This window comes from Sporosarcina saromensis (assembly GCF_054901285.1).
On record NZ_CM142738.1, the window covers coordinates 840,841 to 856,785 of the forward strand.

General features: G+C 44.8%; 14 protein-coding genes and 1 other annotated feature. Of the genes, 13 read left to right on the plus strand and 1 reads right to left on the minus strand.

Annotated features, from left to right (window positions below; genetic code table 11):
- Nucleotides 1-519: 519 nt before the first annotated feature.
- A complete protein-coding gene (gene rluF / locus ACVHUV_RS04045) occupies nucleotides 520-1,224 on the minus strand; it encodes a 23S rRNA pseudouridine(2604) synthase RluF (protein WP_462086198.1) in 705 nt (234 codons plus the stop codon).
- A 210-nt stretch (nucleotides 1,225-1,434) separates the two neighbouring features.
- Nucleotides 1,435-1,677, plus strand: a binding site (T-box leader).
- Nucleotides 1,678-1,813: 136 nt separating this feature from the next.
- On the opposite strand from rluF, the gene ACVHUV_RS04050 reads away from it, so the two are divergent.
- From ACVHUV_RS04050 to dppA, 13 genes are all read left to right on the plus strand, one after another.
- Nucleotides 1,814-3,340: an anthranilate synthase component I family protein gene (locus ACVHUV_RS04050; RefSeq protein ID WP_462086199.1), complete on the plus strand. Its 1,527-nt coding sequence runs from the start codon at nucleotides 1,814-1,816 to the stop codon at nucleotides 3,338-3,340.
- Between the two features lie 114 nt (nucleotides 3,341-3,454).
- The gene (gene trpD / locus ACVHUV_RS04055; RefSeq protein WP_462086200.1) at nucleotides 3,455-4,489 is read left to right on the plus strand and encodes an anthranilate phosphoribosyltransferase; all 1,035 of its coding nucleotides are present in this window, start codon (nucleotides 3,455-3,457) and stop codon (nucleotides 4,487-4,489) included.
- Nucleotides 4,489-5,280: an indole-3-glycerol phosphate synthase TrpC gene (trpC, locus tag ACVHUV_RS04060; protein ID WP_462086855.1), complete on the plus strand. Its 792-nt coding sequence runs from the start codon at nucleotides 4,489-4,491 to the stop codon at nucleotides 5,278-5,280. The genes trpD and trpC overlap by 1 nt, the downstream gene beginning before the upstream one ends.
- Entirely contained in the window at nucleotides 5,277-5,888 is a 612-nt protein-coding gene (locus tag ACVHUV_RS04065; RefSeq protein ID WP_462086201.1) for a phosphoribosylanthranilate isomerase, read from the plus strand. Before trpC ends, ACVHUV_RS04065 begins: the two co-directional genes overlap by 4 nt.
- A gap of 8 nt (nucleotides 5,889-5,896) precedes the next feature.
- Nucleotides 5,897-7,084: a tryptophan synthase subunit beta gene (gene trpB, locus ACVHUV_RS04070; RefSeq protein WP_462086856.1), complete on the plus strand. Its 1,188-nt coding sequence runs from the start codon at nucleotides 5,897-5,899 to the stop codon at nucleotides 7,082-7,084.
- Entirely contained in the window at nucleotides 7,081-7,866 is a 786-nt protein-coding gene (trpA, locus tag ACVHUV_RS04075) for a tryptophan synthase subunit alpha (RefSeq protein ID WP_462086202.1), read from the plus strand. The genes trpB and trpA overlap by 4 nt, the downstream gene beginning before the upstream one ends.
- Before the next feature lie 82 nt (nucleotides 7,867-7,948).
- The gene (locus tag ACVHUV_RS04080; RefSeq protein ID WP_462086203.1) at nucleotides 7,949-8,923 is read left to right on the plus strand and encodes a DUF4003 family protein; all 975 of its coding nucleotides are present in this window, start codon (nucleotides 7,949-7,951) and stop codon (nucleotides 8,921-8,923) included.
- 305 nt (nucleotides 8,924-9,228) lie between these two features.
- A complete protein-coding gene (locus ACVHUV_RS04085) occupies nucleotides 9,229-10,257 on the plus strand; it encodes an ABC transporter ATP-binding protein (protein ID WP_317943393.1) in 1,029 nt (342 codons plus the stop codon).
- Entirely contained in the window at nucleotides 10,235-11,161 is a 927-nt protein-coding gene (locus tag ACVHUV_RS04090; RefSeq protein WP_462086204.1) for an ABC transporter ATP-binding protein, read from the plus strand. Before ACVHUV_RS04085 ends, ACVHUV_RS04090 begins: the two co-directional genes overlap by 23 nt.
- Before the next feature lie 15 nt (nucleotides 11,162-11,176).
- Complete coding sequence (gene opp4B / locus ACVHUV_RS04095) at nucleotides 11,177-12,145, plus strand: oligopeptide ABC transporter permease (protein ID WP_462086205.1); 969 nt, start codon at nucleotides 11,177-11,179, stop codon at nucleotides 12,143-12,145.
- A gap of 30 nt (nucleotides 12,146-12,175) precedes the next feature.
- Nucleotides 12,176-13,090, plus strand: a complete 915-nt coding sequence (locus ACVHUV_RS04100) for an ABC transporter permease (protein WP_462086206.1) — start codon at nucleotides 12,176-12,178, stop codon at nucleotides 13,088-13,090.
- A gap of 22 nt (nucleotides 13,091-13,112) precedes the next feature.
- Complete coding sequence (opp4A, locus tag ACVHUV_RS04105; protein WP_462086207.1) at nucleotides 13,113-14,945, plus strand: oligopeptide ABC transporter substrate-binding protein; 1,833 nt, start codon at nucleotides 13,113-13,115, stop codon at nucleotides 14,943-14,945.
- A 172-nt stretch (nucleotides 14,946-15,117) separates the two neighbouring features.
- A complete protein-coding gene (gene dppA / locus ACVHUV_RS04110; protein WP_462086208.1) occupies nucleotides 15,118-15,942 on the plus strand; it encodes a D-aminopeptidase DppA in 825 nt (274 codons plus the stop codon).
- Nucleotides 15,943-15,945 lie beyond the last annotated feature (3 nt).

Genomic DNA, 15,945 nt, shown 5'->3' on the forward strand with positions numbered 1-15,945 from the left:
TAGCAAGAATTGGTCTATAGTCGTAATTTTAAAACTAAACAACTGTCTTGGGAAAAGAGATATGAAACTAAAGGTTTATATGATGGAGGTTTATGCAGAATCTCTTATGTTTTTATTTTGCACTTCATTAACGCACTTATTGACGTGGGATCTCCAATTCTACAGTCTCCCGCGTCGTTAACATACACATAAACTAAGGCTCTACTCTTTTGTGAACATACGCGTGCCTTAAAAACATGTTATCCGAACGATAGCTTTCTTTTCATAGATGAATCCACTAGTAGAGCGAAATATTTCATTCCATAAGCAATATTGATCACAAACGCAAAAAAGCCCTTCCCAACACAGGTGGGAAAGGGCTTTGCAATCATTCAAGAGTAACGTTCGAGAACTGAGTTGCACGATGCGCGCCTTAAAAATCTTATTTTTTACATGCTTTCATACGTGGGTCCCGTGTAAGCAATCCTGCTAATGTCAATTTCCCCGGAAATCAGTTTCTACAGTAAGTAGAGCCGTACGTTACCGCTTCGGTTCATAATCAAGCATCTGGAACATTTCTTGTCGTTCTTGAGTAGTTAAGTCTCGCCATTGACCGACAGGCAAATTGCCCAAGTGAATATTCATAATGCGCGTACGTTGCAAGCGTCTGACGTTGTAGCCGAGAGCCGAGCACATGCGGCGGATTTGGCGATTTAAGCCTTGTGTTAGTGTGATGTTAAATTTGCGCGGCCCTAATTGTTTTACTTTGCATGGTTTTGTTCTGGTATCTAAGATTTCTACGCCGGCCTCCATCTGTTGAATGAATTCCTTTGTAAGTGGACGGTCGACAGTGACGATATATTCTTTTTCATGACCGTGTTCTTCGCGCAAGATTTCATTCACAATGTCGCCGTCATTCGTGAGAAGCAATAGTCCGTCAGAATCTTTGTCGAGACGGCCAATATGGAAGATGCGAAGTGGGTGATTTACAAAATCGACGACGTTCCCTTCGATATGGCGCTCCGTCGTGCTGGTGATGCCAACAGGTTTGTTGAGCGCGATGTAGACAAGTTGCTCCTCAGTTTTGACGGGCTTGCCATCCACATGCACGGTGTCTCCCTGTTCCACTCGGCTGCCGAGTTCTGCGGGTTGACCATTAATTGTCACACGTCCGTCTTCGATCCATTTATCGGCACCACGTCTTGACACGATACCGGCTTCGCTTAGGTATTTATTAATTCGCATAGATTGTCACCTTTTTCAAGATTGATTTTCTATATTGTACCGCTTGCAGAGGGGTTATACAAAGTCGGGGCATTGCATATCTTATTGGGTGGTTGACAAGTGACTGCGTGAATAGTAAAATAAATACAACTTTTTTGTTCGGGATAGGTAGAGGTGCCGGGAGCGGTGCCGCCTAAGAACAGATGAGCCGAGTTGAGAAGAGCATAGCTGAGAAAATTGTTGAATAAGAGGAGTAGCATCGGATACGCGTATTTAGAGAGTCAGTGGGTGGTGCAAACTGATTCGCGGCCGATGTGAATGGACTTATGAGAGCTGCTTGGAAATTTCTGTTTCCAGGTGGACGCTGTTCCCGCGTTACGGGAAGCGTCTTTTTTAGACGCGCCGAGTGGAAGCTTATTTTCGTATGGCTTCAAATTGAGGTGGCAACGCGGGACTCCGGTCTTCGTCCTCTGCAATTGGACTAATCTGTCCAACTGCAGAGGACTTTTTTGCGTTTAGAGCAACGGTAGAGTCGCCCCGTTTGCATTGGGGAATTGTGTGTGAATTGTGTGGGGGACTGGCACCGATAACGTGGGTGGAGGGACCTAAAATGGTCATTAGAATTGTGAAAGTGATTGATAGAACGAGAAAAGTGATCGATAGACTCCCGGAAGTGATCGATAGAACCTGGGAAATGATCGATAGCAGTCGTTTTCGAGTGCGAAGCCCTGCTGTGATGGGGACTGACACCAAAAATAGGAGAAGAGGAGAGATGAGGATGGAGCAGATGAGTTTGAGAGTGAAGAGGCGGAAGGTTGAGGGGGATTCGTTGACGCCGGTGTTGATTTTTAGGCGGTTGAAGGGGCGTTGCCGGTTTTTGTTGGAGAGTTCTTCGCAGCATGAGGGGGCGGGGCGTTATTCGTTTATTGGGGTTGATCCCGTGAAGGCGTATCGTGGTTCGGCTGTGAAGCTCGAGGAGGTTGTGTATGCGACGGGGAGGACGTATACGCATGAAGGGGATTTGTATACGATGCTCAAACGGTTGATGCCGCGGATTGCGGAAGAGGGTGACTATCCATTTACGGGCGGGGCTGTTGGTTATGTCGGGTATGGCGCGGCACAAGAGATGGATGCAGTTCGTGGGGAGTTGCCGGATGTAAATTTCAATGTTTACGACACGGTCATCATCTTTGATCATTTGTTAAATGAGGTGACGTTGCTGCATACGGAAATTCATGCCGAATATGGCCGGACGGATTTAGAAGCGCTCGAGAAATTGATTACGACGGGCGACGTAGAGGAAGAAAGAGGGGTTTCCGTGTCGGATTATCAGTGCACCCTGTCTCAACAGCAATTTGAGGATCGCGTCCGTCAAGTGCAAGCATATATCGCTGCGGGAACGGTTGAGCAAGTCGTATTGTCGCGCAAGTTGGAAGCGGATATCGAAGGGGATCCATTCGCGCTCTATCGTAAGTTGCGAAAGCAAAATCCTTCGCCATATATGTATTACATGGAATTTGACGATCATGTCGTCATCGGCGCATCGCCCGAAAGTCTTGTGAAGGTGACGAATAATCAAGTGGTGACGAACCCGATTGCAGGGACCCGGAGGCGTGGACGGACAACAGAGGAAGATATTGCACTTGAAGAGGAGTTACGGAACGATCCGAAAGAGTTGTCCGAGCATGACATGTTAGTCGCAGTCAGTGAAAAGGAATTGCAGACAATTTGTGATCCTGCGACTGTCAACGTATCCAACTACTTGCAAACGGTCCGGTATGAACATGTCATGCACCTCGTGTCGGAAGTGGAGGGCACATTAGCACCTGGGCGTCACGCACTCGATGCCCTGAAGGCGACATTGCCGGCAGGAACGGTGACAGGTTCGCCGAAAAAGCTTGCGATGAATATTATTTCACAATTGGAAGAGGAACCGCGTGGCATTTACGGAGGGGCTATCGGCTACATTGGTTTAAACGGCAATATTGATTTTGCGCTGACAATTCGGACGATGCTCGTCAAAGACAAGAAAGCGTTTGTGCAAGCTGGAGCAGGTATCGTAGAAGCGTCAATTCCTTCATTGGAGTATAAAGAAACCGTGAATAAAGCCCGTTCGCTGTTGGAAGTAGTGAAATGAACAAAGGGAACACAATTCGTATATGGACAGTTCTTTAATCGAAGCCCTGCATGAAAATTAATAAAGAAAAGTCTTAAAGAAATGATGCGTCCAGTTTAGAAAAGCAGAGGAGAGATGAGTGTGAAAAAGTATATAGAAATAGTAAATGAAGGTCGAAACTTACTATACGGCGAGATGATAGAAGCGGCGCAACAACTATTTAGTGGAGAAGCAACTGATGAGGATATGACCCGCTTTCTTGTAGGATTAGCGAACAAAGGAGAAACGGCATCGGAAGTGGCGGCACTTGCGACGGTCACGACGTCTCATGCATTGCCAATTGACGTGCCGCAAGCGCGGTATTTGGACAATTGTGGAACGGGAGGCGACGGCTCGAACTCATTTAACATTAGTACAACAGCAGCGTTCGTTCTAGCGGGTGCTGGCGTAAAAGTTGTGAAGCATGGCAACCGTAAGATTTCCAGTGCGGCAGGCAGCCATGATGTACTCGATGCGTTAGGTGTTCACGCGCGTTTTAACACAAGCGAGATGGCGGACTTGCTTGAAGCGGAAGGGATTACGTTTTTATTTGCCCCGGTTGTCCACACGAAGATGAAAAGGATTGGTGAAATTCGAAGACGAATTGGCAAGCCAACGATCTTTAATCTCGTCGGCCCGCTGACAAATCCCGTTTCGTTGCCGACACAATTTACAGGCATTAACCGACCAGACTTCATAATGGACTATGCGTCTGTACTGCGCATGCTTGGCAGGGAACGAGCAATTGTCGTGTCAGGTGCAGGTGGGATGGATGAAGCTTCGCTTGCCGGGCAAAATTCGTTTGTCCTGTTGGATAAAGGCGATTTAATTCCTTTTTCTTTAACCGCAGAGGAGGTTGGATTGAAATACGCACATCCTTCTGCGATTCGCGGAGGAACCGCTGATGAAAATGCAGCGATGATCCGCTCCATACTCCAAGGGGAACGCGGGCCGCGATTTGACACAGTCGTATTGAACGCAGGTTTAGGTCTTTTTGCAAATGGGTTAACCGACACAATCCGTGAAGGGGTGGACGTAGCGATAGATAGCATTGTCAGTGGCCATGCACGACTGAAAATGGAAGCAGTCGTTGCATATAGCGAACAAATCGGACGGGAGGTATCCGTGTGATGACGATATTAGACGAAATATTGAGCGTGAAGCGGCTTGAGGTAAAGCAATTGTTGATGAATGAACAGGATGTTTCCCGTGAAACAATTTTGAAGAGACCATCCCTCTTTAACACATTAAAAGACGCAAAAAAACTTCAAGTTATTGCAGAAATTAAACGCGCTTCCCCGTCGAAAGGCCTCATAGCGGAAGGGGCGAATCCAGTAGCACAAGCGAAGTTGTATGAAGAGGCAGGTGCTGCTTGTATTTCAGTACTCACCGATTCAATGTTCTTTAAAGGTTCTATGAACGACCTGGCTGCAGTTGCTGAAACGGTTAGACTACCACTGCTTTGCAAAGATTTTATCATTCATGAAGTACAAATCGATCGAGCAATTCAAGCAGGCGCATCAGTCGTTTTGCTCATTGTCGCTGCACTTGACGATGTGACGTTACAACGTCTCCACCGTTATGCGGCAGAACGTGGACTCGATGTGTTAGTCGAAGTACATGATGTGCAGGAGTTGCAACGAGCGCTTGCGATAGACGCAAAAATTATTGGCGTTAATAACCGTGATTTGCGGACATTTGAAGTAGAATTAGCAAGGACGGAAGAAGTGGCAAAACAGTTTCCGTTCGATGAAGATCGGGTGTTCATTAGTGAGAGTGGCATCTTTAACGAGGAAGATGCGAGGCGCGTGGCAACAGCAGGTGCGTGTGCGGTTCTAGTGGGTGAATCGTTAATGCGTAGTGTGTCTGTTCAAACATCCATCCAGTCGTTGCAAGTACCGAAAGTAGGTGTGCTGTCATGACGAAAGTGAAAATTTGCGGATTGATGGAAACTGAGCATGTTGAAGCGGCGGTTGAAGCGGGTGTGGATGCGGTCGGATTCGTGTTTGCACCGAGCAGACGCCGTGTCGCGATTGCGCAAGCAAAAGAACTGGCACGATCGGTCCCTGAACATGTGTTGAAAATCGGTGTTTTTGTGAATGCTACCGCGGAAGAGTTGGCGTTTGCGTATCGAGAGGTTCCTTTGGATGTTGTGCAATATCACGGGGAAGAATCTGCCGAATTTATCCAACGTGTAGGACTTCCTTCTATTAAAGTAGTAGCAGTGCGTGGTGCTGAAGATATGATGGATGTGAGGGAAGCTAAAACGGATTTTGTGTTGGTGGATGCGCCGGGTATAGAGTTCAAAGGCGGTAGCGGTAAGGTGTTTGACTGGAGCTTGTTGAAAGGTGAGTTACCGAAGGAACGGATGATTGTGGCGGGCGGTTTACATGCGGGCAATGTCCGGGATGCAATTCGGCAAGTGCGCCCTTTCATGGTGGACGTGTCAAGTGGAGTGGAGAAGGACGGACGAAAAGATGCATCTTTGATACGCGAGTTTATTCGTACAGTGAAAGAGGAGGAGAGTTGAGGATGGTAATGGAGACGAGGAAAGGTAGATATGGAAAGTTTGGCGGGCAGTATGTACCGGAGACGTTAATGACGGCGTTGCTCGAACTGGAGGAAGCGTATGAGGATGCGAAGAAAGATCCACGGTTCCAAAAGGAATTAGACGGTTATTTACGCGATTTCGTTGGACGCGAAAACCCATTGTATTTTGCGGAACGGCTAACAAAATTGGTCGGTGGTGCAAAAATTTTCTTGAAACGTGAGGATTTGAACCATACTGGTGCTCACAAAATCAACAATTCGCTTGGGCAAGCATTGCTTGCAATCCGCATGGGTAAAAAGAAAATCGTTGCAGAAACGGGGGCGGGTCAGCATGGGGTGGCAACTGCGACTGCGTGTGCACTCTTTGGCTTGGATTGTGTCGTCTTCATGGGAAAGGAAGATATTCGGCGACAGGCGTTAAATGTCTTTCGAATGGAGTTGCTCGGGGCGAAGGTCGTATCGGTCGACAAGGGAGCAGGAACGTTGAAGGATGCGGTCAATGAAGCGCTTCGCTATTGGGTAGCAAATGTCGAAGATACGCATTATATATTAGGTTCCGCGCTTGGTCCACATCCGTTTCCTGAAATTGTCCGTGACTTCCAACGAGTGATCGGCGTTGAGACACGAAAGCAAATTGTCGAGAAGGAAGGGCGGTTGCCAGATGCTGTTGTCGCATGCATCGGAGGCGGCAGTAATGCAATTGGCATGTTCCATCCGTTTATTGACGATGAAGAAGTTGCGCTGTATGGAGTGGAAGCTGCAGGAAGCGGGATTGCGAGTGGTATGCACGCGGCTGCCATTGCAGATGGAAAGGAAGGCGTACTGCATGGGGCGTATATGTATGTGCTTCAAGACGATGATGGGTTTATCCAAGAAGCGCATTCGATTTCGGCGGGGCTCGACTATCCTGCGGTTGGACCGGAGCATTGTCATTTGCATGATATAAGACGCGTAACGTATTCAGCTGTAACGGACGTAGAAGCTTTGGAAGGCTTACAAACATTGGCGAAAACTGAAGGGATTATTCCTGCGCTTGAAAGTGCACATGCGGTACAGTTTGCGATTGGTCTAGCCGAAGGGATGGCTAACGATGAAATTGTCGTCATTTGTTTGTCGGGCAGAGGCGATAAAGATATGCAAACAGTGCGTGAAGCATTAGGGGGTGGAGCAAAATGAAGACGTTAGAAAAGCGGATTCGTACAACTGTGCAACAAGGCAATAAAGCGTTCGTGCCCTATATGATGGCGGGTGATGGTGGATTGACCGTGTTGAATGATCGCCTGCTTTTTCTACAAGAAGCGGGTGTGACGGCGATTGAAATCGGCATTCCGTTTTCAGATCCGGTTGCTGATGGCGAGACGATTCAGCAGGCAGGAGAGCGTGCGCTTGCAAATGGGGTCACGTTGCGGAAGGTGTTGGATACACTAGAAACCCGGTCGCACGATGTGCACGTTCCTCTTGTCATCATGACGTATTTGAATCCAATTTTGGCATATGGAATCCGAGAATTTATCGCTCGATGTAGCGAGGTTGGCATTAAAGGATTAATTATTCCGGATTTACCGTTGGAAGAGAACGTTCCGTTTGTGAATGAGTTGAACGAAACGGATATTGCATTGATTCCCCTTGTTTCCCTCACGAGTTCTGCAGATCGGATCGCGAACATCGTTTCACAGGCAGAAGGGTTTGTGTATGCAGTGACCGTAAACGGCATTACGGGTATCCGCAATGCGTACGATGAAACGTTAGTCCAACATTTACAACAATTGAAAGCGTCAAGTCCTGTGCCGGTACTTGCCGGATTTGGCATTTCAACTGCTCGCCAAATTGAAGCATTCGGTGCTTGTACCGATGGCGTCATCGTCGGAAGTGCGATCGTAGAGGCGTTTCATAGAGGCGACGAGCAATTCATAAAAGAGCTTGTACAATCCAGTACTTCAATTCATTCGCTGTCTTGACTGTTTGTAACATAAACGTAATAGTCCGAATTGAAACTTTAGTAGCCTTTGCCACGTACATATAGCAAAGGAGTTGTGCGGCATGAACATGGAGATGATTCGGCATGAAGTGGAAACGACCTATGACAAAGTGAAATCCTTGGCGGGATGGAGTGTTGATAAGAATGTGGTGTTAACAATTACGTCTTATTACGTGACTGCGGGTAGAGAATTCAATGCAATCAATTTCAGCTGTGCACTTGAAGCGTTAAAGTCGAGAGCGGGTTGGTTTTCGCCATTGCGTGGGAATCTCTTGCCGATGATGGCGGCATTTTTAGCTCAATCGGGTCCGTCCATAGAAGAAGAGGCCGACCGGTTGATGGAAAAACAACGTGTGTTGAAGCAAGCAGGCTTCCGTAATACAATCCATTCTTACTTAGCCGCCCTACTGATGGACAATGAGCCGTCGACATTTGCGGAAGAAGCCGAACGGGCAAAGCAATTATATGACGCGATGAAAAAACAGCACTTCTTTCTCACGTCCGATGATGATTATGCGTATGCAATGCTGCTCGGCAAGAAAAAGGAAAGTCCCGAATTACATGCACAGGCGATGCGGGACTATTATGATGCACTTCGTGGGAAAGGCTTTAAAGCGGGGAATGAACTGCAATGGTTATCACAAGTGATGACGTATATGGATATCCAGTTCGATCCGCTTCGCGTGGACAGAGCAAGCACCTTATTTGAAACGCTTCGTAAACAGTTAAAAGCAAAACAGGTTCATTATCCGATGATCGGGTTTCTGACAGTTTTTGAAGTACAAGATGAAAAACTGCAAGAAATTGTTATGCTGGCGAAACAATTGGAGCAGTCGAAGCGTTTCAAATGGAACCGGGAAATGGCGCTATCGGTAGCAATCGGTCATGTGACCCATCAATTGACCGAAGATCCCCAACAAATGAGCATTAGTCTAGCAGCTTCGATCGAAATGATCTTGCAAGCACAACAGGCCGTTATGGCGACGACAGTAGCTGCTGTTGCGGCATCTTCTGCTGCAAGTTCGTCCAACGGATAATTGAAGAAGCACTGTCATTGAACAGGAGGTAGGTCGTTAGTTTGGCTAACGACTTTTCTTCCTGTTTTTAATTGGGAAAAAGGTAAATTAGTGAAAAAATTTTGTTCCAATAAACCTATTAGAAAACGCTTACATATCAACGATTATAATGAGTTTGACACATTGGAAATAAAATAAGATTTTGATATTCTAAAAAAACAGTATTGTCAGCACGATTCTGTTGTAGTATATTAGGTTCAATAACTGTTGATTAAATCTGAAAATTAGTTATTCGCAACTGTGTTTAATTGTAAGGAGGAAGTTCATTGAAAAACCCGGTATTGGAAATAAAAAATCTCCGTACATCATTTAGCATCAAAGGTGATTACTATGCGGCGGTTGACGATGTTTCCATAACAGTTCACGAAAATGAAGTTGTTGCAATTGTAGGGGAATCGGGTTGTGGAAAGAGTGCACTGGCACTTTCAATAATGGGGTTACATAACCTTAAAAATACAAAGCTAGAAGGCGAAGTTAATTTTGGAGGCCGCAATCTCCTGTCGCTCTCCCGTTCTGCTATGGATAAGGTGAGAGGTAAAGACGTCGGGATGATTTTCCAAGACCCGATGACCGCTTTGAATCCGCTTGCAACAATTGGTAGACAGATAGAAGAACCTATGGATTACCATATGAAACTATCTGCTGCAGATAAGAAAAAGCGCACACTTGAACTTCTTCGTCGAGTGGGTATTAAAAACGAACAACGCGTCTATGAGCAATATCCGCATGAATTATCAGGAGGGATGAGACAACGTGTCGTCATCGCCATCGCACTTGCTTGTGACCCTGTATTACTTCTCGCGGATGAGCCGACGACTGCCTTGGACGTTACAATTCAAGCTCAAATTATGGACTTGATGAAAGAGCTCCAGAACCAAATGAAAACAGGCATCATCCTCATTACCCATGACTTAGGAGTCGTTGCTGAGATGGCGGACCGTGTTGTTGTCATGTATGCAGGGGAAGTTGTCGAAATCGCTGACGTAAAGGAATTGTTCTCAAATCCATTACATCCGTATACGCGATCGCTATTAAACTCAATTCCTTCCAATTTGGAGTCGAAAGAGAAATTGCATGTCATCGACGGAATCGTTCCATCCATTCAAAACCTTGACCGTACAGGTTGCCGTTTTGCGCCAAGGATTGCCTGGATTCCTGAAGATGCACATGAAGAAAGACCGGAAATGCATGAAGCGAAGCCGAATCATTTTGTGAGATGCTCATGTTACAAAACGTTCTACTTTCCGGAGGACAGAGTAGGAGAGAGAGAATATGTCGCTACTGAAAGTGAATGATTTAAAAATTCATTACCCGATTAGAGGCGGTTTTTTCCGTCGAGTCGTTGATCACGTAAAAGCAGTCGATGGTATTAGTTTCGAATTGCAACCTGGTGAGACGTATGGCCTAGTAGGAGAATCTGGCTGCGGAAAAACAACTTCAGGTAGAGCAATCATCGGCTTAAACGAAGTGACGGCGGGTGAAATGCTTTTTGAAGGGAAAGACTTGGCAAGTATGGGGCGTATGGAACGCCGTAAATATACGAAAGACATTCAAATGATTTTCCAAGATCCGTATTCTTCTTTGAATGGACGGAAAAACATCTTGAATACGATTGCAGAACCGTTACGAAACTTTGAACGGTTATCGCCTAAAGAGGAATTGTTACGCGTACAAGAACTTGTTGCCCGTGTAGGATTGGCTCCTGAGTCAATCTATAAATACCCCCATCAGTTCTCTGGAGGACAACGGCAACGTATTGGAATTGCACGCGCATTAGCACTCAATCCGAAATTGATCATTGCGGATGAGCCTGTTTCTGCATTGGATGTTTCTGTACAAGCTCAAGTATTGAATTTCATGCAAGAAATTCAAGATGAATTCAATTTGACATATTTATTCATCTCGCATGACTTAGGAATCATCCAGCATATGTGTGACCGAATCGGTATTATGTACCGCGGTCGTTTCGTTGAGGAAGGAACCGCATCAGATATTTACAACAATCCTCAACACGTATATACGAAACGACTCATTGCAGCGATTCCGGAGATGAATCCGGAAAAACGGTTTGAAAAGATGCATTTGCGTCAAGCAATCAATCAAGAATACCAAACAGAATATAGCAATTACTTTGATAATGATGGACGGATGTTCGATTTGAAGAAGATTTCAGATTCACATTCGGTCGCCATGCAGTAAGGGGGATGAAGGTAAATGTTAAAGTTTATTTTACGTAGAACATTGCTCATGATCCCGCAACTCATCCTTCTCAGTATTATTATCTTCATGCTGGCGAAAATGATGCCGGGTGATGCACTAACAGGATCTTTCCAAGGGAATCCGGATGTTTCGCAAGAGCATTTAGAAAAACTTCGTGAAAAAGCGGGGTTAAATGATCCGTGGTACGAACAATACGGAAGATGGCTTGGTAAGGCAGTGACAGGTGATTTAGGCATGTCATACGTTCACTCGCAAAAAGTGACGCAGTTGCTCGCGGGGAAAGTAGAAAATACATTGTTGCTTGCAACGTTCACGTTAATTGTATCTTATTTAATTGCAATCCCGCTTGGAATCGTTGCAGGTCGTTGGACAGATTCATGGGCGGATAAGTCTATTGTCACATATAACTATTTTGCGTTTGCTACGCCGTTATTCGTATTTGCTTTGCTCATGATGTTCTTTTTCAGTTTCGTTCTAGGTTGGCTTCCGTATGGAAATAGCGTAGATGTTCGACTAGAAGCAGGTACGTGGGATTATTACGTGAGCAAAGTGCGACACTTAATCTTACCTGTCTTATCGGGATCATTATTAGCAACTTTTAGTACAATCCAATACTTAAGAAATGACATTATTGATCAAAAATTGAAAGATTATGTAAAAACAGCACGTGCAAAAGGTGTACCAGAAGGAAAAGTATACACACGCCATATTTTACGTAACTCACTATTACCGATTGCAGCTTTTTTAGGTCTTGAAATTACTGGTTTAATATCGGGATCAGTCTTTATCGAAACAATCTATAGTTACCCTGGACTCGGCTATCTTTTCATTCAATCAATTTCAACGCGCGACTTTACCGTTGTTACAGCACTTGTCATGATTTCTGGATCTGCTGTCATCATTGGAACAATGCTTTCAGATATTATCTTAAGCATTGTGGATCCGCGTATTCGTATTGAATAGAAGAAAAGAAGGAAGAGGAGGGGAATGGAAATGAAAGATACAGTCATCTTAGATGAAAAACAGTTGATAGCGAGAGAGAAACAAAATAATCCTTCGTTATTAAAGACGATTTGGCGTGAAATTAAAAATGATAAAATGGCCTTGGGTTCATTAATATTACTAACTATTATTCTATTAGCCGCTTACTCGTCACCATTATTCATCGATCAAACGCTATTAAAACGTGTGAACTTTCTAGCTACTTGGAAAGCACCATCTGTGGAACATTGGCTAGGTACAGATGACGGTGGGCGCGATGTATTTGGGCAGTTGTTGATCGGTACACGGAACTCCTTTACCATCGGTCTTTCCGTGACATTACTGGCAGGGATATTTGGTCTTACGTATGGCTTAGTCGCAGGGTATTATGGCGGCAAAATCGATAATATTATGATGCGGGTTCTAGAGTTTCTAATGGTTCTCCCATCTTTAATGTTTATCATCGTTTTTGTAGTAATTGTACCGAATTACACGGTATTTACATTCATCCTCATTATGGGTGCATTCGCTTGGTTCGGAAAAGCAAGGTTGATCCGTTCCAGAGCATTATCAGAAAGGGAGCTCGACTATATCAATGCTTCCAAGACGTTGGGAACACCTAGTTGGAAAATCATGTTTTTTGAGATGTTTCCAAACTTAAGTTCACTCGTCATTGTCAATATGACACTTACGCTTGCGGGCAATATCGGCTTGGAGACAGGTCTTACTTTCTTAGGATTCGGTCTTCCGACGGGGACGCCTTCGCTTGGCACGCTCATTGCGTACGCGCGAACTCCGGATATTGTGCAAAATAAGTGGTGGGTATGGTTACCTGCAGCATTGCTAATTTTAGTAATGATGCTGTGTATAAATTACATCGGGCAAGCGGTGAAACGCGCGTCGGATGCAAGGCAAAGATTAGCCTAAAAAAAAAGGGGAGGTAATACAAATGGCAAAGAAGCAGTTTTTGCTACTTGCAAGTCTTCTACTAGTACTCAGCGTATTTTTAGCTGCATGTACAGGTAAAGACGAGAAAGATGGTGCTGGAGAAAAAGAGCCAGCAAAACCAAAAGAAGAAGAAACAAATGGTGAAGAGGAAGAGCCAGTAGAAGATCCAAACGCAGGTCTTGACTTCCCGTTAGACGTTTCTAACACTGGTGAAGCGATCGAAGACGGAGAAATGACAGTTGCAATGGTAACGGATACGCCGTTTGAAGGTACACTTAGCCGTGTGTTCTATAAAGGGACATATGATGCTGAAATCATTAGCTACTTCGACGAAAGTCTTTTAGCGACAGATGGTGACTTCTTAATTACGAACGACGGTGCAGCTGAATACGAACTTTCTGAAGATAACAAAACAATTACATTGAAAATTAAAGACGGTGTGAAATGGCATGATGGCGAGCCTGTAAAAGCAAGTGACCTTCTTTACTCTTACCAGTTACTTGGTCACCCTGAATACACAGGAACTCGTTACACATTCATGATTGAAAACGTTGAAGGTATGCCTGCATACCATAACGGTGAAACGAAAGAAATCTCAGGTATTAAAGTTTCTGAAGATGAGAAAGAAATTTCCATTACGTATACAGAAGCAACACCTTCTGTTATGTCTGGTATTTGGGCAGCTCCAACACCAAGACACCATATCGGTGACATAATGACTGGTGAAGTAACAATGGAGGAAATCGTTTCTTCTGACAAAATCCGTGTAAACCCAATCGGTTTCGGTCCTTACAAAGTAGCTAAAATCGTTCCAGGTGAGTCTGTTCTTTATGAGCGTTTTGACGATTACTGGAGAGGCAAGCCTGCACTTAAATCATTGGTATTGAAAGTAGTAAACTCTGCAGCAATTCTTGAAGCATTGAAAAAAGGCGATGTAGACTTAGCTGAAATTCCAGTTGACCAATACGAGAAAGCAAAAGAAATCGGCAACATCGAGCTTCTTGCAGATGTAGATACTGCTTACACGTACATTGGATTCAAACTTGGTAAGTGGGACGATGAAAAGAAAGAAAACGTAACAGATCCAGACGCGAAAATGGCTAACAAGCTTGTTCGTCAAGCAATGTGGTATGCAATGGATAACGAAACAGTGGCAAAAGAATTGTACCACGGTCTTCGTTTCCCTGCGACAACGTTAATTATTCCAGTATTCTCTAGTTTCCATGATTCAAACATTGAAGCACCAAGCTACGATCCTGAAAAAGCAAAAGCTTTGCTTGACGAAGCTGGATATGTAGACGTAGATGGCGACGGCTTCCGTGAAAACGATAAAGGCGAGCCGTTTGTGTTAAACTTCGCTTCCATGTCAGGTGGAGAAATTGCTGAACCACTTGCACAGTACTACATTCAACAATGGGGCGATGTAGGCATTAAAGTTCAACTTCTTGACGGACGTCTACATGAGTTCAACTCTTTCTACGATATGGTAGAAGCGGATGAGCCGAAAATTGACATTTACCAAGGTGCTTGGGGAACTGGTACTGATCCAGATCCATCCGGCCTATATGGTAGAACAGCAGCTTTCAACTACACACGTTACACAAGCGAGAAGAACGACGAGTTGTTAACAGCTGGAACTTCTTTAGAAGCGTTTGATGCGGACTTCCGTAAAGATATTTACAGCCAATGGCAAGAATTGATGGTTGATGAAGTACCGGTTGCACCAACCCTATACCGTTACTACCTAATGGGTGCTAACGAGCGCGTTGTTAACTACTCAATCAAACCAGGTACTGAAAACGCACGTGTATGGAAATGGGGCGTATCTAAGTAATTCTTAGAGAGTCGTATTACAAAACCGTCACCCGGGAAACTGGGTGACGGTTTTTATTATTTTGATATCATATTGTAATATTCACAAAAATTTGATAGAATTAAACTTACGAATTGGTGAATTAGTCTAATAAGTAAGTGCCGCAAAGGGATTACAACATGGGGGAATGAAGATGAAAATTTACGTATCTGTTGATATGGAAGGCATTACAGGGCTGCCAGATTATACGTTTGTTGATTCGAGTCAACATAACTATGAACGAGCACGAAGGATTATGACGGAGGAAGCAAATGCAATTGTTCGTGCTGCGATTGGTGAAGGCGCAAAACACGTGCTTGTCAATGACAGTCATTCAAAGATGAATAATTTGCTTGTGGAAGAATTGCATCCGGAGGCGGAGCTAATTACAGGTGGGATGAAAGCGCTTTCGATGGTGGAGGCGATGGAAGCATCGTTTGACGGCGCAATATTCGCTGGGTACCACGCGAGAGCGGGTCAACCTGGTGTCATGAGCCATTCTATAATTTTCGGTGTTCGCACGATGTACATAAATGATTTGGAAATAGGAGAACTAGGGTTCAATGCATATGTAGCTGGTCATTTTGGGGTACCCGTCATACTGGTCGCGGGTGATGATTGTGCATGCAAAGAAGCGGAGGCGTTAATACCTGGCATTGTTACTGCAGCTGTCAAAGAGTCGATTACGCGATCTGCGGTGAAGACGCTTCATCCTAAAAAGGCGCATGCCTTACTAGAAGCGAAGACAGCAGAAGCAATTGCGAAACGGTCAACAATCCAACCACTTGTCCCTCCAGTCAATCCGACATTGCGCATTGAGTTCACAAACTACGGGCAAGCAGAATGGGCTGCACTTATGCCGGGATGTGAAATTGAACCGGGTACGACGATTGTGAAATTTGAAGCGAAAGATATTTTGGAAGCTTATCGAGCGATGCTCGTCATGATCGAATTGGCTTTACAAACGAAGTTCTGCTAAGGG

Excerpts from the sequence above, each read along its gene's own strand:
- trpD (WP_462086200.1), top strand. The coding sequence starts at position 3,455 with ATGAGTGTGAAAAAGTATATAGAAATAGTAAATGAAGGTCGAAACTTA.
- dppA (WP_462086208.1), top strand. The coding sequence starts at position 15,118 with ATGAAAATTTACGTATCTGTTGATATGGAAGGCATTACAGGGCTGCCA.
- trpA (WP_462086202.1), top strand. The coding sequence starts at position 7,081 with ATGAAGACGTTAGAAAAGCGGATTCGTACAACTGTGCAACAAGGCAAT.
- ACVHUV_RS04090 (WP_462086204.1), top strand. The coding sequence starts at position 10,235 with ATGTCGCTACTGAAAGTGAATGATTTAAAAATTCATTACCCGATTAGA.
- rluF (WP_462086198.1), bottom strand. The coding sequence starts at position 1,224 with ATGCGAATTAATAAATACCTAAGCGAAGCCGGTATCGTGTCAAGACGT.
- ACVHUV_RS04100 (WP_462086206.1), top strand. The coding sequence starts at position 12,176 with ATGAAAGATACAGTCATCTTAGATGAAAAACAGTTGATAGCGAGAGAG.
- ACVHUV_RS04050 (WP_462086199.1), top strand. The coding sequence starts at position 1,814 with ATGGTCATTAGAATTGTGAAAGTGATTGATAGAACGAGAAAAGTGATC.
- trpB (WP_462086856.1), top strand. The coding sequence starts at position 5,897 with ATGGAGACGAGGAAAGGTAGATATGGAAAGTTTGGCGGGCAGTATGTA.
- opp4B (WP_462086205.1), top strand. The coding sequence starts at position 11,177 with ATGTTAAAGTTTATTTTACGTAGAACATTGCTCATGATCCCGCAACTC.
- ACVHUV_RS04065 (WP_462086201.1), top strand. The coding sequence starts at position 5,277 with ATGACGAAAGTGAAAATTTGCGGATTGATGGAAACTGAGCATGTTGAA.
- trpC (WP_462086855.1), top strand. The coding sequence starts at position 4,489 with ATGACGATATTAGACGAAATATTGAGCGTGAAGCGGCTTGAGGTAAAG.
- opp4A (WP_462086207.1), top strand. The coding sequence starts at position 13,113 with ATGGCAAAGAAGCAGTTTTTGCTACTTGCAAGTCTTCTACTAGTACTC.
- ACVHUV_RS04080 (WP_462086203.1), top strand. The coding sequence starts at position 7,949 with ATGAACATGGAGATGATTCGGCATGAAGTGGAAACGACCTATGACAAA.